General features: G+C 52.3%; 22 protein-coding genes. 13 read left to right on the forward strand and 9 right to left on the reverse strand.

What is annotated here, in order from left to right:
• Positions 1-128: 128 nt before the first annotated feature.
• The 3 genes from J6J34_RS03940 to J6J34_RS03950 all read left to right on the forward strand — a co-directional run bounded on the left by J6J34_RS03940 (position 129) and on the right by J6J34_RS03950 (position 1883).
• A complete protein-coding gene (locus tag J6J34_RS03940; protein ID WP_301898522.1) occupies positions 129-782 on the forward strand; it encodes a helix-turn-helix domain-containing protein in 654 nt (217 codons plus the stop codon).
• Between the two features lie 116 nt (positions 783-898).
• Positions 899-1438 carry a carboxymuconolactone decarboxylase family protein gene (locus J6J34_RS03945; protein ID WP_301720865.1) on the forward strand — a complete coding sequence of 180 codons (540 nt, stop codon included), beginning with the start codon at positions 899-901 and terminating at the stop codon, positions 1436-1438.
• A 7-nt stretch (positions 1439-1445) separates the two neighbouring features.
• The gene (locus J6J34_RS03950; protein ID WP_301720863.1) at positions 1446-1883 is read left to right on the forward strand and encodes a hypothetical protein; all 438 of its coding nucleotides are present in this window, start codon (positions 1446-1448) and stop codon (positions 1881-1883) included.
• A gap of 3 nt (positions 1884-1886) precedes the next feature.
• On the opposite strand, the gene J6J34_RS03955 is transcribed toward J6J34_RS03950, so the two are convergent.
• The 3 genes from J6J34_RS03955 to J6J34_RS03965 form a co-directional block, all read right to left on the reverse strand.
• The gene (locus J6J34_RS03955; RefSeq protein WP_301898523.1) at positions 1887-2627 is read right to left on the reverse strand and encodes an SAM-dependent methyltransferase; all 741 of its coding nucleotides are present in this window, start codon (positions 2625-2627) and stop codon (positions 1887-1889) included.
• Positions 2628-2638: 11 nt separating this feature from the next.
• The gene (gene yghU, locus J6J34_RS03960) at positions 2639-3484 is read right to left on the reverse strand and encodes a glutathione-dependent disulfide-bond oxidoreductase (protein ID WP_301898524.1); all 846 of its coding nucleotides are present in this window, start codon (positions 3482-3484) and stop codon (positions 2639-2641) included.
• Between the two features lie 85 nt (positions 3485-3569).
• A complete protein-coding gene (locus tag J6J34_RS03965; protein WP_301720859.1) occupies positions 3570-4022 on the reverse strand; it encodes a BON domain-containing protein in 453 nt (150 codons plus the stop codon).
• 147 nt (positions 4023-4169) lie between these two features.
• Here J6J34_RS03965 and J6J34_RS03970 point away from each other — a divergent pair, with 147 nt between their 5' ends.
• Genes J6J34_RS03970 through J6J34_RS03990 form a run of 5 tightly spaced genes read left to right on the forward strand, consistent with a single transcriptional unit; the run spans position 4170 to position 7486 of the window.
• A complete protein-coding gene (locus tag J6J34_RS03970; protein ID WP_301720858.1) occupies positions 4170-4628 on the forward strand; it encodes a YccF domain-containing protein in 459 nt (152 codons plus the stop codon).
• Between the two features lie 37 nt (positions 4629-4665).
• Positions 4666-5697: a saccharopine dehydrogenase family protein gene (locus J6J34_RS03975; RefSeq protein WP_301898525.1), complete on the forward strand. Its 1032-nt coding sequence runs from the start codon at positions 4666-4668 to the stop codon at positions 5695-5697.
• A 39-nt stretch (positions 5698-5736) separates the two neighbouring features.
• Positions 5737-6663 (forward strand): phospholipase A, encoded by a 927-nt coding sequence (locus tag J6J34_RS03980; RefSeq protein WP_301720856.1) that lies wholly within the window; start codon positions 5737-5739, stop codon positions 6661-6663.
• 9 nt (positions 6664-6672) lie between these two features.
• Entirely contained in the window at positions 6673-7143 is a 471-nt protein-coding gene (locus J6J34_RS03985) for a hotdog fold domain-containing protein (RefSeq protein WP_301720854.1), read from the forward strand.
• Positions 7144-7147: 4 nt separating this feature from the next.
• Positions 7148-7486, forward strand: coding sequence for a zinc ribbon domain-containing protein YjdM (locus J6J34_RS03990; protein WP_301898526.1), 339 nt, complete (start codon positions 7148-7150; stop codon positions 7484-7486).
• On the opposite strand, the gene J6J34_RS03995 is transcribed toward J6J34_RS03990, so the two are convergent.
• On the reverse strand, positions 7483-8052 hold the full coding sequence (locus tag J6J34_RS03995) for a gamma-glutamylcyclotransferase (protein WP_301720853.1): 570 nt from the start codon (positions 8050-8052) through the stop codon (positions 7483-7485). The genes J6J34_RS03990 and J6J34_RS03995 overlap by 4 nt on opposite strands.
• 31 nt (positions 8053-8083) lie before the next feature.
• Here J6J34_RS03995 and J6J34_RS04000 point away from each other — a divergent pair, with 31 nt between their 5' ends.
• Both J6J34_RS04000 and J6J34_RS04005 read left to right on the forward strand, forming a co-directional pair.
• Positions 8084-8536 carry a methyltransferase family protein gene (locus tag J6J34_RS04000; protein ID WP_301720852.1) on the forward strand — a complete coding sequence of 151 codons (453 nt, stop codon included), beginning with the start codon at positions 8084-8086 and terminating at the stop codon, positions 8534-8536.
• 63 nt (positions 8537-8599) lie between these two features.
• Positions 8600-11194 (forward strand): EAL domain-containing protein, encoded by a 2595-nt coding sequence (locus tag J6J34_RS04005; protein WP_301898527.1) that lies wholly within the window; start codon positions 8600-8602, stop codon positions 11192-11194.
• Here J6J34_RS04005 and J6J34_RS04010 read toward each other — a convergent pair whose 3' ends face one another.
• The 3 genes from J6J34_RS04010 to J6J34_RS04020 form a co-directional block, all read right to left on the reverse strand.
• Positions 11195-12193: a hypothetical protein gene (locus J6J34_RS04010; RefSeq protein WP_301720849.1), complete on the reverse strand. Its 999-nt coding sequence runs from the start codon at positions 12191-12193 to the stop codon at positions 11195-11197.
• Positions 12194-12296: 103 nt separating this feature from the next.
• On the reverse strand, positions 12297-13811 hold the full coding sequence (locus J6J34_RS04015; protein WP_301720848.1) for a PH domain-containing protein: 1515 nt from the start codon (positions 13809-13811) through the stop codon (positions 12297-12299).
• A complete protein-coding gene (locus J6J34_RS04020; RefSeq protein ID WP_301774950.1) occupies positions 13804-14301 on the reverse strand; it encodes a PH domain-containing protein in 498 nt (165 codons plus the stop codon). Before J6J34_RS04020 ends, J6J34_RS04015 begins: the two co-directional genes overlap by 8 nt.
• An 80-nt stretch (positions 14302-14381) precedes the next feature.
• Here J6J34_RS04020 and J6J34_RS04025 point away from each other — a divergent pair, with 80 nt between their 5' ends.
• On the forward strand, positions 14382-15065 hold the full coding sequence (locus J6J34_RS04025; protein ID WP_301720846.1) for a type 1 glutamine amidotransferase domain-containing protein: 684 nt from the start codon (positions 14382-14384) through the stop codon (positions 15063-15065).
• Positions 15066-15174: 109 nt separating this feature from the next.
• Here the strand turns inward: J6J34_RS04025 and J6J34_RS04030 are convergent, their stop codons facing one another.
• Entirely contained in the window at positions 15175-15552 is a 378-nt protein-coding gene (locus J6J34_RS04030; protein WP_301720845.1) for a DUF4168 domain-containing protein, read from the reverse strand.
• Positions 15553-15727: 175 nt separating this feature from the next.
• Between J6J34_RS04030 and J6J34_RS04035 the strand changes: the two genes are divergently transcribed.
• The gene (locus tag J6J34_RS04035) at positions 15728-17047 is read left to right on the forward strand and encodes a sensor histidine kinase (protein WP_301898528.1); all 1320 of its coding nucleotides are present in this window, start codon (positions 15728-15730) and stop codon (positions 17045-17047) included.
• Positions 17047-18396, forward strand: coding sequence for a sigma-54-dependent transcriptional regulator (locus J6J34_RS04040; protein WP_301898529.1), 1350 nt, complete (start codon positions 17047-17049; stop codon positions 18394-18396). The genes J6J34_RS04035 and J6J34_RS04040 overlap by 1 nt, the downstream gene beginning before the upstream one ends.
• Here J6J34_RS04040 and J6J34_RS04045 read toward each other — a convergent pair.
• Positions 18380-20407, reverse strand: coding sequence for a TonB-dependent receptor family protein (locus J6J34_RS04045; protein WP_301898530.1), 2028 nt, complete (start codon positions 20405-20407; stop codon positions 18380-18382). The two genes, J6J34_RS04040 and J6J34_RS04045, sit on opposite strands and share 17 nt — an antisense overlap.
• Positions 20408-20416 lie beyond the last annotated feature (9 nt).

The raw sequence follows: 20416 nt of genomic DNA on the forward strand, positions 1-20416 counted from the left end.
TATGGTTGGTTTAAGGGTAGTTAGTAAATGACAAAAACGCCGAAGCAGACAACCAAAACAACGGATTCACTTGAAAATCTGCTCATTACCGTAGCTCAGGGCACAGAATTGCACTTTGAATCCGGACTATGCGGCGACAGGTGCCTGCTCAGATCAGCCTTTCCGAGCTGGAGAACTATTGCACTCCTGAGCATAGTGAGAACGGCATAGTTTGCTATGAACTTGACGAAGTTAACTCAGCCTCTACTTTAGTGTTTTCCTTGCTGCCACCTTGGCTGGTACTTCGAAATGCTGAGCAAACCCAGCAGTTAGGCAGCATACTGGCAATGATCCGCAGTGAGGTTTTAGCCCATCAACCTGGTTATCGGACGGTCATACAGCGCCTCAGTGATGTCTTAACTTTGCATTTGCTACGCCAGCTACTCGTTAATCAGGATGAATTGACTGGTGTCTTCGCAGCGCTGCATGACAGCGCGTTGACAACTGTGCTGAATGATCTGATCGAGGCACCGGAACAGGATTGGACAGTCGAACAAATGGCAAATCTGGCCTGCTTGTCCACCAGTGCGTTTGCCGATCGTTGTCTGCGCAAAACCGGTCTAACGCCGAAAAAGTTACTTGATCAGTTGCGTTTCCACCGCGCCAAATATTTACTCTCGACGTCGAGTCTTCCGGTTGAAGTAATCGCCTCGCGCATCGGCTATCAGTCGGCGACAGCTTTCGGTCGTTTCTTTAAAAAATATGCTGATCAATCTGCACAAGAGTTTCGCAGCTCTTGCTGACATTCAAAACAACGTATCTCTCCATCAAAACACCGGTTCTCTGCTGCTGCAATCGTCTTTTCTCTTCAGGTTGCTATAGTTAAAGGTAACTTTTATAAGCAACCGAGGAGTAAGCTATGGCGAAATTTACACTTCATTCAATTGATTCTGCGCCTGAAGGAAGTCAGGAGCGACTGAAAAGTGCTAAAGAAGAAATGGGTATGGTGCCGAACCTTTTTGCCGTGATGGCAGAATCGCCGGAACTGCTTGAAGCTTACCAAACCCTTGATGGGCTGTTTCAGAAATCCGGTTTTAACAAAAACGAGATCACCACAGTATGGCAAACCATTAACGTCTTCCATGACTGCCATTATTGCATACCGGCACACACAGCCATCGCCAAAAATATGGGCGCTGACGATGAGATTACCAAGTCGATCAAAGCCGGCGATGATCTCGCGGACGACAAACTTCAGGCCTTGCATCAGTTTACCAAAGCCATGCTGAAGCAGCGCGGCGGAGTTGATGATGACACCGTAAGTAAGTTTCTAGAGGCCGGTTATGAACACCGTCATGTACTTGCAGTGGTGCTTGGCATTGCTCACAAGACCATGAGTAATTACACCAATCATCTGGCCGAAACACCGGTGGATGATCCCTTCAAAAAATTCGAGTGAGGATCCAATGACTCAAGCCACAACTGCACCAGCTAAGTTAGAGAAAAAACTCGCGTGGAGCCTGCTGGCTTTGCGCCTTGGTATTTTTATCGTGATGTTTATCTGGGCCCTCGATAAGTTTGTGAATCCCGCTCACACCGCTGCGGTCTTTGAGGGCTTTTACGGTATTGGTGGCTTATCTGCAACCTTTGCCGCGATCCTGGGTGGATTGCAGGTGGCGTTGTGTCTGATATTCGTTGCGGGACTCTGGAAATTCTTTAGCTATGGCCTCATTTTCATCTTACACGGGGTGTCGACGCTATCGTCTTTTCCGCAGTATCTGGATGCCTTTAACAACATGCTGTTTTTTGCTGCCTGGCCTATGTGGGCGGCGTGTTTTGCGCTGTTCTACCTGCGCGAGTACGATACTTGTACGCTTTCTGCCCTGATGAACAAAAGTGATTAGGATTTAATCATCGTCTGTTAATGGGCCCTTGCAAAGAGTGCAGTCGCCATCGGAATTGGCAGAGCCTTCGACATAACGAAGCTTATGCGAGGCTTTGCCGCGATTGGCGGTAAACTGAAAGCGCTGCGAACGAGTTGTCGGTTTGCGGGCGATAAACTGGCAAACGGCACCGACGCCGTTGTGCCGCTCACCTTCCTGGATGTTGCGCTCAACCTCCTGGCTAACCTGTACCTCATATCCCTTAAAGGCCCGTTTTAGCTCCTCTAAGCTCACCATAAGTCCCTCGTCGCTGGGACCGCCGGTCGCGTAATTGAGCTGTGCCACGGTATAAGCCTCGAGTAAAAAGAAACCGCCAGGTTTCAAGCTGGCATCGATTTCTTCATACAGATGTGCACGACCTGCGCTGGGTAAATGACAGAAAATGGCTACGATGCCCTCGTAATGAGCTTTGGGCAATTGAGCTTCTGTCAGATCGACCTGCTCGGTCTGAACGCTAACACCACGAGTGGCCGCTAGCTTTTGTGCCTTATCCAGGCCAACTTGCGAGATGTCCATCGCGCAAACCTCAGCTCCGAGCTCGGCCAGATAGACTGAGTTGCGGCCCTCACCATCAGCGACGCACAGCACGTGCGGCTGCTCATAAGTCGCCAGCAGATCGGCAGCATGCTCGAGTAAGAAGTCGTTAGGCGCTGTGCCGTAGACATACTCCTCAGTACTGTAACGTTCGTCCCAGCCGGTGCTCATACACTACTCTCTTATATTTTTCCTTCAAAGTCATCGGCGCTATGTCGCTCTCTGACCTGCTCGTCTTCGTCGCCCCAAGCCCGGTTGACCATGCGTCCGCGTCGCACTGCGGCTCGTTGGCCTACCTGTTCAACCCAGCGCACCACATGTTCATACTCCTGTACCTGCAGGAACTCGGCAGCATCATAGGCTTCGTTATTTACCACCGCGCTGTACCAAGGCCAAATCGCCATATCGGCAATGGTATATTCGTCACCGGCAATAAAGCTGTGCTCAGCGAGCTGGCGGTTAAGTACGTCAAACTGGCGCTTCACTTCCATAGTGTAACGGTTGATTGGGTATTCATATTTTTCCGGGGCATAAGCGTAGAAATGGCCAAAGCCACCGCCGAGAAATGGACCTGCTCCCATTTGCCAGAATAGCCAGTTCAAGGTCTCCGTTCGCGCCCCATGGTTGCTTGGCAAGAACGCGTTAAACTTTTCCGCAAGGTAGAGCAAAATCGAACCCGATTCGAAAACTCGGGTCGGCGGGGTCGTGCTGTGGTCCACTAAGGCTGGAATTTTGGAGTTAGGATTAATATCTACAAAGCCACTGCCGAACTGGTCGCCTTCACTGATATCGATAAGAAACGCATCGTATTCAGCCCCTTTATGGCCTGCTGCCAATAGCTCTTCCAGCATGATGGTCACTTTGACACCGTTTGGTGTGGCAAGGGAATACAACTGCAAGGGATGCTCGCCCTTGGGCAGCTCTTGTTTATGGGTGGCGCCGGCGACCGGGCGATTAATCTTGGCAAATTTACCGCCGCTTTCCTGGTCCCACTGCCAAACTTTTGGTGGGGTATAGTCTGACGACATAACAGATTCTCCGCACAGTGATGAGTGTAAAAAACCACAAAGGTGGCACATGGCCACCTTTGTATCCTAGCTTCATTACGAGTAACTAGTAACTTTGGACTTCAATATCGTTTTCAACCGAACTGACACCTTCAATACCTTCAGCGAGCTGTTCGGCAAGATCCGCCATGTCTGCTGTTGGCACCACGCCGCTTAACACCACCTGACCATCGATCGTCTCGACGTTAATGGCCATGGCATCCACCTGACCGGCTTCAACAAAAGCGGCTTTGACGCGCGCGGTGATGGCTGCATCGCTTAAGAAGTCACTAGCTTCAGCTGACTTATCTTCGGCATAGGCCATAGCTTCATTAGCGGCTTCTTTGGTTTCTTCAGCAGCTTCTTCCATTGCATTACCGGCGTCATTCGCAGCTTCATCAGCTTGTTGCATGGCTTCCTGACTCTGATCTTCTGCCTGCTCCTGCTCGGCTTGACTGCATGCAGCAAGTGATAAGGACGAAAGCAACGCGATGATCGCCAAACGATTCGTAGTATTCATAGATTAACCCCCTGTTTTTACAATTATCTTCCGCCATTAAGCTTAGCTTTAAATTGTAAATTTGCGAGACTGTTTACAGGAGTTTTGCGTAATAACGGATCTGTGCCAAAGTATTAAGCGGTTAGACTGAACAAAATAGGGGACGCTATGGCGCTTTTAGGGAATATTATTTGGTTTATTTTCGGCGGCTTTGTGATGGGGCTGGGATGGTGGCTGGCGGGTATCATCGCCTTTATCAGTATCATCGGGATTCCATGGGCGAAGTCCTGCTTTGTTATTGGCCGCTTTGCATTTCTGCCATTTGGTTACGAAGCGATAAATCGTCGGGAACTGCAGCAGAAAGACGACATTGGCACCAGTGCTTTTGGTACACTCGGTAATATCTTGTGGCTCATCTTCTTTGGCTGGTGGCTGGCGTTGGGTCATCTGATCTCGGCAATCGCCTTTTTTATTATTATTATCGGCATCCCCTTTGGTATTCAGCACCTGAAACTTGCCGCGATTGCGTTAATGCCCATTGGTCAGACAGTCGTGCCTAAAGAGGTGGCGCGCGCTGCGCGGGAAAAGAACGCACATGACCACGTGGATAAGTTACGTAACAAGTAGTGCTTAAAATGAGACAACAACAGATGGAGTGTTCAGCATGACGTGGATGATATATGGAGCTTATGGCTATACCGGAGAGTTGGTCGCCAACTATGCGAAAAGCCAGGGCCAGGAGCCGGTTCTTGCTGGACGTAATGAGAAAAAACTAAAAGCAGTAGCAGAACGTTTGGAGCTTCCCTACGAAGTTGTGAATCTCGACGATACCGTGGCCTTGCGGCAAGCATTGGGTGAAATGGATCTGGTTGTGCACTGTGCCGGCCCCTTCGAAGTCACGGCAGAACCCATGATCGATAGCTGTATTGCAACGCGAACGCACTACCTTGATATTACCGGTGAGCTCGCTGTTTTCGAATATGCGCACAGTAAAGATGAAGAAGCTAAGCGTGCAGGTATTGTTATCTGCCCAGGGGTTGGTTTTGATGTGATCCCGACGGACTGTGTCGCTGCGCAACTTAAGCAGCAACTACCTGATGCAAACCATCTCACTCTCGGATTTGATTCCGCGTCGCGGATGAGTCGCGGCACAGCAAAGACCAGCGTACGACGTTTAGGCGAAGGCGGTGCGGTGCGCCGTGAAGGTAAGATTGAAACCGTGCCCTTGGCCTACAAAACCCGCGAAATTGATTTCGGCAATGGTGAGAAGTTTGCCATGACCATTCCCTGGGGCGACGTTTCGACGGCGTATTACACCACCGGCATTCCGTCGATCGAAGTCTTTATCCCTGCCTCCCCGAACCTGGTGAAAAAGTTGCAGCGATTGAACAAGTTTCGCTGGCTACTGCGCTTTGAGTGGGTGAAAAAATGGCTCGAGAAAAAGATCGAGGAACAGCCTGCAGGACCTGACGAGAAACAACTGGAAGAAGCCTTCACCTATGTCTGGGGTGAAGCAAAAAATGCGCAAGGCGATGTCGTGACGCTACGTGAGAAGGTTATGAACGGTTATAAGTTGACCAGCCAGGGCGCAGTAGATATCGCTCAGCATGTATTAGCGGAAAAGCCCGAGGGCGGTTATTATACGCCAGCGAAATTATGTGGCGCTGATTTGATCGAGCGTTATCGAGTAAGTTAAAGCGAGCGCCCATGGGCGCCGAATAGTTAGGAATTGAATATGTGGCGTGCCCGGACAGTTGCAACCGTGTTGGCGGGGAGTTTTTTCTTCACCCCAGCACAGGCGGATAGCGACGGCTTAAGCTCAAGAGAGTTTTTGGAAGAAGATCTCATTGGTCGCTTCTGGGAGTTAGATGAAGAGCAGAAACGTGGTGTTTTCCAACTGCGCACCTATCATCCCAATTTCGTGCTGCCGGTCCACCATAGTTCCGATATTAATACCCAGCCGCAATCCCCGTCGCGCGGACCATCGGCGCCACTGGAAAGCTACAAACCGAACGAGGTGAAACTTCAAATCTCGTTGCGCACGAAGCTGTTTGAAGACTTACTGTTGCCCAACGGCGATCTCTGGGTGTCCTATACCCAGGTGTCTTTGTGGCAGGCGTGGAACTCTGATGATTCTTCGCCCTTTCGCAGCACCAACTACAATCCTGATGTGTTTTACGTTTTGCCGTGGGCCGAGGAGTTCGATTTTATCCCCGGTGATGCTCGTGTGCGCTTTGCCAAGGTCGGCTTTGCCCACGAATCCAATGGCCAGACCAAGCCAGATTCACGCAGCTGGAACTATTTCCACTTCGGTGGCGCGGTTGAGTGGGGCGACGTTTACTGGGAGACCACTTGGAAACAGCGCGTGAACGAAGTGGGCGATGAGGACGATAATCCTGATCTGGTGCGTTTCCGGGGGAATTTTGAAAACCAGATCTCGTGGCGCAACGATCTCAGTACCTATAGCCTGACCAGAATCACCCGCGAATTATCCTGGGATCGTGGCTCCTGGCAGTTTGATTTTACTCACCCGATCAACTCGCAGAAACCTGATGGCTTAAGATTTTATATTCAGTTTTTTTCGGGCTATGGCGAAACCTTAATTGATTACAATCATCGCCAGAACCGCATCGGTTTTGGTTTCTTGCTACTCAATATTTAAGTGCGCAACATGGCTGATAACTACCTGCTTAAGCTTTACTCGAAATGTCTGCGGCTGCCTTTTGGCCGACAGCTTTTTTCCGCCGTTTTTGCCCGCAAGGCACCCTACTTCAAAACCATCAAGCCGCGCATTCAGCAACTGCAGCCTAATTTTTGTGAATTAACCTTTGCCAAACGTAAAGCTGTTCAGAATCATATAGGTACAGTCCATGCCATAGCACTCTGCAACGGTCTGGAGATGGCGATGGGGGCGCTGGCGGAAGCCACTATTCCGAAGCACTTACGCTGGATTCCAAAAGGCATGACAGTGAACTACACGGCAAAAGCCAACAGTGATATCCGTATTACCGCACAGACGCCAGCAGATGCCTGGCAACCCGGCGATTTGGATGTTCAGGTGCAAGGCTTTCGTAACGATGGCACTGTCGTGATTGAAGGCACTATTACGATTTATATTTCCGCGAAACCCGATAGGAACTAGTTGTATGAGTCAGTTACCTGCTTGTCCGAAGTGCCAGTCGCCGTACGCTTATGCCGATGGTGCGATGCTGATCTGTCCAGAATGTGCCCATGAATGGTCGCCCAATGAGCCGGTGGAGGAAAGTGGCAAAGTCTATCGCGATGCTCATGGCAACGAGCTGCAGGATGGGGATAGCGTGACGGTTATCAAAGACCTCAAGGTCAAAGGCTCCTCGCTGGTGGTCAAAGTCGGAACCAAGGTGAAAGCGATTCGGCTCACCGATGACGGCGATCACGACATTGATTGTAAAATCGATGGCATTGGCCCTATGAAATTAAAAACTGAGTTTGTGAAAAAGGCTTAAGCGAGCATTCTTTTCAGTTCGGTTTCGATGGCGAATACATGTTCGTCTTGTTCACCAAGCTCGCGTAGGGCTTCTGCAAGGCGCATTAGATACTCACTGTTTGGGCCACTAGGCCCATGCGAAGCCGCAATCTGCTCGGCAATAGCCAGCGGTGATGCTTCACCAAGGAAGGCGTCGTTATCAGGGCCTGCAATATACACCAGCCCCTCGACCTGACCACTGCCATCGAGCCAGTCAAAGGTGGTAAAGATGCGCAGGTAGCCATTTTTCTCGCGATGGTCGAGATGAGCAAAAACATCAGGTGTGACTTCATAAGCCATACCATCACAGCTGTGTTCGGGCGCCGCAATCAAAGTAGCGACCCGGCCCGGCGCTTCAGGAGTGCCGCGGTGGTCGTGAGAGCCCTGCCAGAACCGTCGCTGCCAACCATGAATTCGTGCCGGACGACGTTGCAGGTAAGGAAAGTCTGCTTTATAGATGAGGGAGCCATAGCCGAACAGCCAGACCGACTCAAGGTGGTCCAGCGGCTGTTGTTGTTGATTAATGGCAATGGTGTTGTGTGACATAACCGTAGTGTATCAAAAAACGGATAAAAACATGAATCGACTTGAACTAAAGATTCCGCCCGTCGTCGTTGTTTTGCTTATCACATTGGCGATGTATCTGACCGATAAGCTGGTGCAATGGCCACTGGTTTCTTACCCGCAATTCGCTACCGCATTATCTGTAATAGGGCTTGCGGTTGCGGTACTTGGTGTCTGGCAGTTCCGTCGGGCGCACACCACAGTTGATCCGCGTGCACCGCAGGCGAGTTCACAGTTGGTCACCGGTGGCATTTATCGGTGGACGCGTAACCCGATGTACCTTGGCTTTTTATTGGTACTGGCGGGCTTTGCGACAAAGTGGGGCAACCTGGCCGTCGTCCCCTGGCTGATCGTCTATGTGCTGTACATGAATCGTTTTCAGATTGTGCCCGAAGAACGCATCCTGAGCGCCAAATTTGGTACACCGTACAAAAAGTATTTAAAACAGGTACGTCGCTGGTTTTAATACGCAAAAGTCACTGAATCTGCTATACGTATTGGTAGTCAGGGATTCAGTTATGGACGTTCAATGTTAATAAACTCGAAGGCGCTTCGCGCAGGCTTGATCGGCATCTTTTGCTGGTTCGGGTTGAGTGCGGGCGCACACGCGCAGACAACGACGGTCAGAGTTGGCGCATACGAGAACACTCCTAAAGTCCAAATCGGCGAAAATGGTAAAATTTCCGGTATTTTCGGTGATCTCCTCTATGAAATCGCCGAAAGAGAAGGCTGGGAGATCCAAGTCATACCTTGTCGCTGGAGTGATTGCCTAACCTTGCTGGCCGCTGGGCAGATCGATCTGATGCCCGATGTCGCACTCACCGAGTCGCGTAACCAGGAGCTGGTGTTTAACGAGTTGCCGGTGCTGTATAGCTGGTCGCAACTTTACTCCAAAGACACCCAGGCTCTGACAACCCTGCTCGAACTTGATGGTTTGCGTGTCGCGGTGCTGCGCGACTCAGTCCAAGAGCAGTATTTGAAACATCTCGGGCTTAACTTTGGTATTAACATTGAATTTGTGCCAGTGGGGACCTTCGATGAGGGTTTTGCGGCGGTGCTGGGGAAACGCGCTGATGTCGTCGCAGTGAATCATTTTTATGGCGACAAGCGCTCCAGAGAGCTTGGCTTTGAAGCCACACCAGTGATGTTCCAGCCGAGTCGCTTGTTTTTTGCTGCAGCACCAAACCCGGAGGCGGCAAGACTGGTGAGCCGAATCGATCGCTGGCTGGCGGACTGGCGGGAGGCAAGTGACTCGCCCTATCAACAGATCTTGAAAGACTGGGGGGTCTACGCTCCGGATCAGGAAGACGGACTTTCCAGATGGCTGCTGCCAGGACTATTAATCGTCCTAGTGTTAGCCATACTGAGTGTTGCTGCGCTGCGGCACCAAGTGAAAAAGAAATCCCGGGCGCTGCTGGAAAGTGAGCAGCGGTCCAATACTATTTTGAACTCTGTAGAAGCTTTTATTTTCATTAAAGACGAGCAATTGAAGTACCGCTATGCCAATAAGAAGGTGTGTGAACTGGTCGGAGAAACAGAGCAATCGATTATCGGCAAGTCAGATTTTGACGTCTTTGAGACGACGACCGCAGAGCATCTCCGCGAACGTGACTTGCGCGTCATAAAATTTGGCGAGAGGGTTGTTGATGAAGAATCCAGCCGCACCATCAAGGGTGAACAACGGCAGTTTCTTTCGGTCAAAATACCCCTGCGCGACGCCGACGACCGCATTTATGGCTTGTGTGGTATTGCCACCGATATTACCGAGCACGTTGAAATACAAGAGCAGCTTAATCAGCTGGCGTATTATGACAGTGTGACCGGGCTGGCGAATCGTAAACTGATGATGCAACAGCTTGAACATGCTGTTGCCAGCTACCGCCGCACGGGTTATGAGGGCGCGGTACTGGCTATTGATCTGATTGATTTCACCCTAATCAACGATACTCTGGGGCACGCTATTGGCGATAAGTTGTTAGCAACGATCGCCGAGCGACTGGAAGCTGTTATTGATGATACTGACTGTGCAGCGCGGCTTGGCTCGGACGATTTTGTGTTAGTGCTGGAAGATTTGGGGCCTGATCGAAATGAAGCCATTCTAGCGGCGCGAAGGCTAGCCACCGAGGTGGTCCGTCTGATTGCACAGCCTGTCGATTTGGGCTCTCGTTTTCATACGACTGCGGCCTGTATCGGTATAACTATGTTTTCTGATAGCGACAATGGCGCGGCGGAGTTAATCAAAAACGCCGATTTGGCATTAACCGAAGCCAAGGCTTTGGGAAGCGACTCTATTCGTTTGTTTAATCCGGAAATGCAACAAAGCATCAGCCGCAGACTCCACCTGGAAGATGCTCTACGCTCTGCCATCGATGATTATGCCTTAGAGCTGTATTTGCAGCCTCAAGTTGATGTCAACGGCGTGGTGACGGGTGGGGAGTTATTGTTGCGCTGGCACGATGAGAATTTTGGTGACGTGCCGCCGGCAGAGTTCATTCCAGTCGCAGAAAGTAGCGGTCTCATCGTTCCCCTTGGCAACTGGGTCATAGAGCAAGCCTGCCAGCTGTTGCAAAAATGGTCGGCTGATCCGCACCTGAGTAAGCTGCAACTGGCCATCAATATCAGTCCGCGCCAGTTTCGCCAGGCTACTTTTGTTGAATATGTGGAGTCCTGCATGGCCAGACATCAGGTGCCCCATGGCAAACTGGAACTCGAAATTACCGAGAATATGCTCATTGATAACATCGATATGACCGTCAAGCGCATGTCTAAGCTGGGGGAAATTGGCGTCAGGTTCTCGCTGGATGACTTTGGCACGGGCTATGCGTCCCTCGCCTATCTTAAACGTCTGCCGATTTACCAGTTAAAAATTGATCAGTCATTTGTCCGCGATGTACTCACTGATATGAATGATGCGGTGATTATTGAAACCATTGTCGGACTCGGCCAAAGCCTGAGACTTGAAGTCGTTGCTGAAGGTGTAGAAACCGCAGCCCAGGCGGAAGCATTGCGCGACTTAGGCTGCGAAAAATTCCAGGGCTTTTACTTTGGCCGACCACAACCCGTTGACTATTGGGTCGACCAACTAAGTACGTCTCTGCAAGTTGCGAAAAGCACCGATGAATGATTATGCAGGCAGCTGCTGGGCTATGCCCTGCGGGATAAACTTCATCAGTGCGCCTCGCAATGGATGCCAAAACACCGACATCAGCAATAACCCGCTACCAATCACTAATCCGATAACAGCGGTGCTGATATCAACTAGCCCGACGCTATCGAGTAATGCACTGAAGACGTAAATCACATAGGACAAAGCTGATACCATAAGTGCGCGGCGGTCGATAATGAGGGATACCAGAGCCAGAACAACATATAGCACAATCGTTAGACCGGCCTGAGTTAGGCCCACACTAAAGTCCCCTTGGGCAAGGGTGACAAAAATTGGGTGTACAATAAGTGGCGCTGCCAATAAATGCAGCCAGAACGCGACATCTGAGCGACGGGTCTGGCGTTTACGATCACTGCGATCCCAGCTTAAAGCCAATGAGAACACCGCCAGTCCGGACACTAAAGTGATGATTTTAGTGGCAACCTCGGAGAAGTCGAATGCCCACATGCCAAGCATAATTACGCTTCCAATACCGGCCGCGGCTAACGCCGTCAATGTGATGGGGACTCGAAACCGGAACCAATGAAGGGTCGCGACAACAGCCGTTAGCAGGCAAGCGACTATCGGAACTATAGCCACATCGCCCCAGGTTTCTAGTCCGGTCACTAAAACTCCGGCGAAGACGCCCGTCAGACAACTGAGAAGTAGAACGATGGAAGGCAGCGCCATGTGTCGATTGCGAGTGAAATATTCAGCAAGTAACCAACTGGCCACAGCGACCAATGCGCCGCCGAACCATGGAGCAACAATGTTGCCGAGAGTCCATAGCGCAGCTAACGCTAAAACTGCAGCGATAACCACGAAAATGTCGTTGAAGCCGTTGACCAGACGAAAGTGTTCTTCGTCCTGAAACTGAGTGCTGCGCTGTTTTTGCATATAATTTCGAAATGCGGTTACATCTTGTTCTTGCAACACACCGTCGTTGACGGCTGAGTTTAAGTCTTCATCACTGTACATGAGGATATCCTCAAATTGGGGTCTGTTGCTAAACGTTGACCGAGGTAAAGTTTGGCAAATTTAGTTGATATGTGCACTTTTTAAGCGTTACAAACTGTTTCGTCTACATCCACCTGTGTGAATTTTTGGCGATTTCGTCGACCCACTGCTGTTGCAGAGACTGCGCGTTTTCACTTGGCAGATAACGAAGTGTTTCGCTACCCGCCGCAGTGTGCAAAATCAAATGCGAAAAACCTAGTAAACGTAACCAGGGCCCTTGCTGGACATCAATCTGTTGTACTTTACGGCGTGGGTACCAGTTTTCATTACGACTGAAGATCCCGCGTCTGACCACAAACCATTGTTCAGCTGGCGTGGTGGTGCGACTAACGAAGCTATAACCGTAATTGCGCCAGCTTAGTACTACCATTGTCTGCATTAAAATCCATCCGGCCAAGGTAGCAGCGATGCCCGGCCAGCCGCTTTCGGCTGCGAAGAACAACAGGGTGGCAATAACAGGAGCGAGCAAGGCGAGCCACAGGCTCGAGCCGAGTAGCGCCAGCGGCGAAAGTCGTTGCCAGTTGACCTCGGCGGCGGGCGGCAGTCGCAGTTGCTCGCGAAACTCAGCAAAAAACGCTGCATCCACCACGGGTAAGGTAAATTGCTGAGCGGCTGGGTTGCCGCCCTGTGCCGCGCGGGGTTGTAACTGACTTACCGTGACGACACTGCGCTGCAGCAGGCGGGCACGTAAATTACGGCGAACATACACGGCCTGCAGCTTCGGGTAGCGAAAGCTCAAGGTGCGAATCGATAATGCGCCGGATTTCGCCTGGAAACGCTCACCTTCGATGGTTAGGGTTAAATCGTGGTAGGTCAGCAGACTGACGGCAATAGCAGCCAGAAAAAGCACCGCCAGACTGCCTACGGCAATCCCTGCGCCAATGATCCATGCCGACTCTGAGTTGAACCAGGCAAGATGTTGTTGCACCCAGGGCACCACATAGTCTTCCAGTAAATCGAGCTGGCTGATGGGGTAAATCAGTACGGCGAGCAACACAAATAATTTGTTATCGATGATACCGGCGCGGATGATCTCTGCCACTGGGAAATGTTTGGTGATTCGGGCTGCATCTTCTTTGGTGTCTGCAGCTGCACTCTCTTGTCGTTGGCCGGAGGGGCTGACGCTCTCCGCCAGCATGCGTTGGCGTAAGTCTTGCGCCAGCTCCATTTTGAGCCCCGGGATTTGCACTTCCTTACCTGCCGAACCCGCGCTGTCGACACTTAACACCGTCAGCTTAAAGGGTCTGAAGTACCAGACCTGATGAATCTCGGCTTGTTGTATGCGCTCGTAGTTGAGGGTGAGGTGTTTACGGTTAAAAATCCCTGTTCGCAAATGCACCGCATCATCGGCGATGGCATACAGGAAGAAGCGCTGAGTAAGAACCGCGCTAATGATGACATACAGTAAGTAAGCGCCAGCTAAGCCAAACAGAACCCACACCGAATCCTTACCAATGACGAAAATTGCAGCAAAAGCCGGAATTAAATTCGAAATATTGGTCACCAGCTGCTTCAATTGTTTAAAGAGGAAGAACGCAATGGTGATCAGCGGGGTGCGTTGCCAGGTTAACTCACTCATGATTGCTTTCGCCTTCATCTGGCTCGTTAGCGATAGTGGTCAGCAGTTCGGTTTTGAGTTGCATGGCGGTATCCGGCAGGAGGCCTGGAATAGTTAAATCAGCACCGCCACTGCCGGCAGTGTACATAGCCAGACGCGCAATGCCGAATAGCCGCTCGAGGAACGACTGCTTGTACTCAACGTGCTGAATACGGTTCAGGGGTACGGCGCGAATTCGACGAAACAGCGCCCCCTGTTTCAGGTGCACACCTTCGTTGGTGCGCGCATAAGCGGTAAATAGAAAACGACGCGAGGCGAAGAACAGGCTAAAAAACAGGGTTAGCAAGGTCCATGCCAGGCCTGCGATCCAGAGGGGCACCACGTTTTTAGGGTAAACCCCGGTAAAGTAACTTGTGATCAGAATAGCTGCGATGATCAGCATGGAGATAAGCGAACGTACCTGTAAGTACGAACGATAAGAAGGTTCTGGAGCGAGCCACGCAATCGACATCTGATGACACCTTTGGTTGAATTGGTGATGAATGATCCCCATTAAACTAGATACATTCGAAAAAAGACAGGAGTAAGCCCATGAAAATTTTAATGGTTTTGACCTCACATGATGAACTTGGTGAAAGTGGTCAGAAAACCGGCTTCTGGGCAGAGGAGTTTGCTGCGCCCTACTACTTCTTCAAAGATAGTGGTGCCGAGGTAGCAATTGCCACACCAAATGGTGGTCAGCCTCCGATCGATCCCAATAGCGAACAGGCTGACGCGCAAACGCCGGCAACGATTCGGTTGTTTGATGACCGCGATGCAAAGGATCAGCTGGCAACCTCACTGAAGCTTTCTGAAGTCAAAGCAGAGGATTACGACGCTGTTTTTTATCCGGGCGGTCATGGACCGATGTTTGACCTGGTCAATGACGAATTATCATTACAGCTGATTGAGCGATTCTGGCGTCAGGGTAAGCCGGTGGCTGCCGTGTGCCACGCACCAGCAGTGCTGGTCAATGCGAAAGATCAGCATGGCGAGAGCCTGGTTAAAGGCCGTAAAGTGAGCGGTTTTACCAATAGCGAAGAAGCCGCGGTGGGCTTAACTGAAGTGGTGCCTTTCTTACTTGAAGACAAGCTGATTGAGTTAGGCGCAGACTTTCAAAAAGCCGGTGACTGGGAACCCTTTGTGGTGACCGATGGGCAACTGATCACCGGTCAGAATCCCGCTTCGTCCGAAGCCGTTGCGCGCGCACTGGTGAAAAGAATTAACGCCAGTTAAGCGCTGGATAACGTCTGACCCTAACCGGTCAACCTCGATCAAAAACGCCGGCAATTGCCGGCGTTTTCTTTGTAACACGTGCTGCAAGTGTTGAAGTATTCACAACGTGTTACTGCGTCATTTCCTGTAAACGCTTCTGCAACTGCGGATCTTGCTGTACTTGCTGAATCACCGCATTGTACTCATCTGGGCTGAGGCCCGCAGCGTTCACTGCCGCAATCATCTCTTCCTGAGCTTTTTGCTGAATCGCTTGCGCTTCTTCTGCATTCTCAGCGTTCTGGAATTGCTGCGAGTACTTCTGGCTGACTTGTTGAACGTCGCTCATAGCCGCCAAAAATTTCTCCAACAGCGCATCGGTCATTTCGATTTGTGCTTGTTGCTGCATGGCTGGACCTTGTTGTGCGCTTTGCTGTTGCATTGGCGCTGCGGTCACTGCCGTGGTGGCAAAGATTGCACTGGCAATTAACGTGGGTAGTAATGTTTTCATAATCAGCTCCTTGTTGATTCGGATGAACTTATATTTTTTGCTCAGTAGTAAGGGAGCAAGAGCTATGCCAACTTTGATTGATTTATAAGGCTATGAAAATTAGTGTTTTTATCGTCCATTAGAGATCCGGCACATGAAACTGTATACTTATGTCACGTTTACTTGAGGTAACACTGTGACAAAAAGATACATATTACAGCGTGTTGCCAGTCCCAGCTGGCAGCGTGCCTTTCTGTTTTATTTGGTCTTGCCCCTGCTGGCATTGTCGGGGGCTGCTATAGGTGTGGCTCTTGAACAGGCGCGCGAGTTTCAGGATGAGCGCCTGCGCGACGATCTGGAGTTGGTCGGGCGCGCCATTCGATTGCCGTTGAGCGATGCTCTGTTAAGCGACGATATTGCACGGGTACAGGCACATCTTGACGCGGTGTTTGAAATTGGTCGGGTGTATGGTGCTTCGGTTTACGATACTAACGGTGAGCTGGTCGCCGCCGCGGGCGTTACCGAACGGGATTTATCTGAGAGCCTGTTGGCCGAGCAGGTGGTGCTGACCGGTGAGCAGCGCGATAGTTACCGTGAGGTGGCCGGGCGTGATGTGTTCTCACAGTTTATCCCGGTCAATGATCGCGCCGGTCGGCTGATCGGTTTTATGCAGCTGAACCGCCGCGCCGAAGATTTCGAGCAAAGTTTTTCGCAACTGGAGCGCATCGCCTGGGTCTCCTGGAGTATTGTCGCGCTGGCGCTGGTATCGATTCTTGGGCTGGGGTACTACCGCACCCGGCGACAGCAGCAACTGGAAATCAGTACTCGCTTACGCGAGCACGAAAAAATGGCAGCGATAGGTCAGCTTTCGCGAGGCGTGGCGCACGAGCTCGGTGCACCATTAACGGTCATTGCTGGTCGCGCCAAACGCTTACAGGAGCGCCATACTGATGCTGAGAGTCAGCGTCAGCTGAGCGCCATTCGCGGACAGGTTGAGCGTTTGACCAAGCTGGTACAGCAGCTGCTCGATTTTAGCCGAACGCCCATCAGCCAGCCGCAGCCGGTGTCGCTTGCGGCACTGATACAGCAGGCGGCCAACGCCGTGCAGCATGAACAAACGGACCGCGCGCCAGACCTTATCCTGGACTTGCCCAGGCCAGAATTGCGGGTACGCGCCGACGGCTCACGTTTGGAACTGGCGCTGGTGAATTTATTGCGAAATGCGCTACAGGCGGCAGCTGCTCAAGTCCGCGTCGATGTGAAAACAACGGGCCCTGATCGTTGTGTGATTGTCGTCAGTGACGACGGTCCGGGCTTACCTCAGTCGAGCACAACTGAACAGCTGGTCGAGCCCTTTACTACCACTAAACCTATCGGTGAGGGCACTGGCCTGGGGCTGGCCATCGTTGCCCATATTATTGATGCCCATGCCGGGCGCTTTACCCTGCAAAACCGCCCTGAGGGTGGCTGCGAAGCACGGGTGCTGCTGCCCTGTGAAATCACCAAGGAGAGCTAATGGCTGTTATCACTATTGCCGTGGTTGAAGATGACCCGGGGCTCAGAGAATTATTGCAAGAAGAGCTCGAAAGCGCAGGCTATCGGGTCTCCGCGTTTGCCTCAGCGGAAGACTATCTGGCCACAGCTGAGCTTGAGCCGCAACTGGTGATCAGTGACATCCGCCTGCCTGGGTGCTCAGGAATGGAGTTGCTGGAACGGTTAAAAACGCGTCCGCATCCTCCAGCCTTTATTCTCATTACCGCGTTTGGCACGGTCGCACAAGCAGTGGACGCACTGAAACAAGGTGCCGATGACTTTCTCACCAAGCCACTCGACCTTGAGCATTTGTTGGTAAGTGTTGCGCGCGTCCTTGACTACCACCAACTACAACGCGAGGTCGAACATTACCGCTCGTCGCAGGAGGCCACCTCGGGGCCTGGTGGACTGACGGGCGCGAGCACGGCCATGCAGCGGTTGTTTCAGAGCATTAAGCAAATCTCGCAGGCGGACGGTGCGGTGCTGATTCAGGGCGAGAGCGGCACTGGCAAAGAGCTGGTGGCGCGAGCGCTGCATCAGCAGAGTAAGCGCGCCGCGGGCCCCTTCCTCGCGGTTAACTGTGCAGGAATTCCGGCGGAGCTGATGGAGAGTGAATTCTTTGGTCACGCCGCTGGCGCCTTTACCGGGGCCAGAGGAGCCCGGCCGGGCTTGTTAAAAGAAGCTGATGGCGGCACTTTATTGCTGGATGAAATTGGTGAGATGCCGATGGCACTGCAAGCCAAGTTGCTGCGGGTATTGCAGGAAGGTACCTTGCGTCCGGTGGGTAGTGATGCCGAAGTGGTCGTCAATGTACGTATCATTGCTGCCACCCATCAGGATCTCGAAGAGCGGGTCCGCCATCAGCAGTTTCGCGAGGATTTATTCTATCGGCTTGAGACTTTTCGTCTTGAGGTGCCGCCACTAAGAGCCCGGGAGCAGGACGTGCTGCTCCTTGCACAGCAGTTTCTGGGTGAGCAACGTAGCCATAATGACAAGCCCATTCTTGGTTTCTCGGCCGAGGCGAAAGCGCTTCTGCAGCAGTATGATTTCCCGGGCAATGTTCGCGAGCTGAGAAACGCTGTCGAACGCGCCTACACCTTTTGCGAAGGGGAGTGGATCCTGCCCGAACATTTTCCTGCACGGTTGCGCGAGCGCGGACCAGCTGTTGCAGCTGCTCCGGCTGAGGGCGAAGCCTGGCCCAGCTTACAAGAGGTGCAGGAGCGTTATGTGCGTCAGGTTCTGGCGGAGACTGAAGGTAATAAACAGCGCGCGGCAAAAATCCTTGGCGTCACCCGCCGCACGCTGTACCGCTGGCTTACCAACGATAGTTAAAGCGCAGACCCGCCTGTACTTCACGGCCAATACCGGGTTCGAACGCGCGACCGCTGCCCTGGTTCACCACCACTGAGCCGACGTAGTCACGATCGGTCAGGTTATGCACTTTCAGCCAGGGTTGCAGTTTCAGGTCCTGCCACAGCCACTGGGTTTGAACTGCGACATGCCATAAGGTATGCGCGGGAGCGAACACGGTGTTGCTATCGTTAGCTGCCACTTCACCACGGTAGTCGCCTACCAGCTGCACCTGAGTATCAGCCCCGGGCTGCCAGCGCAGCTGCCAATAGGCCTGTTGCCTTGCTACGCCGGGCAAGCGGGCACCATTACTGTACTTAGCGTCAGTGTAGGTGGCACTGGCTCGGGTCGACCAGGTGCGACTCAGATCCGCGGCAAAGCTCAACTCGAGCCCTTCCCGCTGCGTCTGTTCCGCATTGGTGTAGGTGGTACGACCGTCATTGCTCTGGTCGACGACAATCTCGTTGGCCGTCGCAATATGGAACCAGGTGATTGCAGCTTCTAAGGCATCTGAGCGCCACTTACTGCCGACTTCCCATTGCTGGTTTGTCGATGGCCCAAGCTGGGTATTTAAGCCGGTACCATTATTCCGATAGGCGAGTTCGGTCAGGGTAGGTGTCTCAAAGCCATTGCCGCGGCTGACAAATACCGACCACTGCTCCGACACCGCATAGTTTGCTCCGAGCATCCAGCTGAGCTGTTGCATGGAAGCCGAACCGCTGTCATCGGGGTTTTCGGGAATAATAAAATAATCGTCGACGGCAAAATCAACTGCGTTGTAGCGCACACCACTCATCATTTGCCAGGCTGACAGCGGTTGCCATTGCAGCAGGGCATAGGCGGATTGCGTGCTGACCTCGCCATCATCATTACGGCGAACTTCACCACGTTCACCAAAGTTGTTTACATAGCCGTAGCGACGGTCGTTTTGCTCAGCCAGCTGCACGCCGGTGCTCAGTTGCCACTGTGGCAGGGCCGGTAAACGCAGGTGGTAGTTCGCATCAACGCCAGTGAAGTCGCGACGCAGATCAATCACGGCACCGTCGCCATTCAGGTCGCTGCCGGGAAACGGCAGGTATTGCTCCACATCGCGCCAGCCGCGCCAGGCAGAAATGTCGGCGGCCTGTGATTGGGTCTCATGCTCAACCGTGACAGAGGCTTGCTGGTGATGAATACGTTTGCGCGTATTAAAAGTGAACGCCCGGCCGACGGTTTGCGTCGGGTCCTCGCGCCAGGCAGCAGGCGTGAGCGAGCTTGGATCCTGTAAAAACGGCGCATTGTTGTTATCCAGGCGCACCACTACCCGTGTATTCTCGTCAAGGTCCTGGTACCAGCGGGCCGCCACCTGATGTCGTTCGGCACGGTTGTGCGGACGCGGACCATCGGTGGTAAAGGTTGCGCCAGCCAAGCGTAAAGCCTTGTCTTCATTGACCCAGTCGTGCTGCACGAACGCGCGTTGGGCATCATTGCCGCCTGCCATGAGATCAACCTGGGTGGCAGTTGTGCGGGGCGAACGGCTGCGCCAATGGATGACACCTCCTGCAGCATTACCGTAAATTGCGGCCAGAGGACCACGAATTACCTGCACGTTATCAGGCTCATCTAGCAGAATACTTGAGGTCTGGGCCTGACCATCAGGCATACTTAAGGGGACGCCGTCCAGCCGCAGCAAGACGCCGCGCACACCAAAAGCTGAGCGGGCTCCAAAGCCGCGCAGCGTGATGCGCGTATCTTGTGCATAATTGGCTCGCGAATCGCTCTGTACACCTGCGATGCCGCCCAGCAGCTCAGCAGCGTCAATACGCATGCCGGGAAGCTGTTCTGAGGTTGCCAGGTTCGTCACTGCCGCTGGTGTGGTCTGCGCGCTCACCCGCTGGGTAGCGGTAATTTCAATACGCTCGACCTGTTCTTGTGCGTGAGTGGTTCCGCTAAGGCAAAAGCCCATACTGGCACTGGCTGCGAGAGCCAGTGCCAACTTCGATGGTTGAAACATAAGGGTTGT

Origin of the sequence: Pseudidiomarina terrestris (assembly GCF_030466405.1) — a bacterium.
GTDB lineage: Bacteria > Pseudomonadota > Gammaproteobacteria > Enterobacterales > Alteromonadaceae > Pseudidiomarina > Pseudidiomarina terrestris.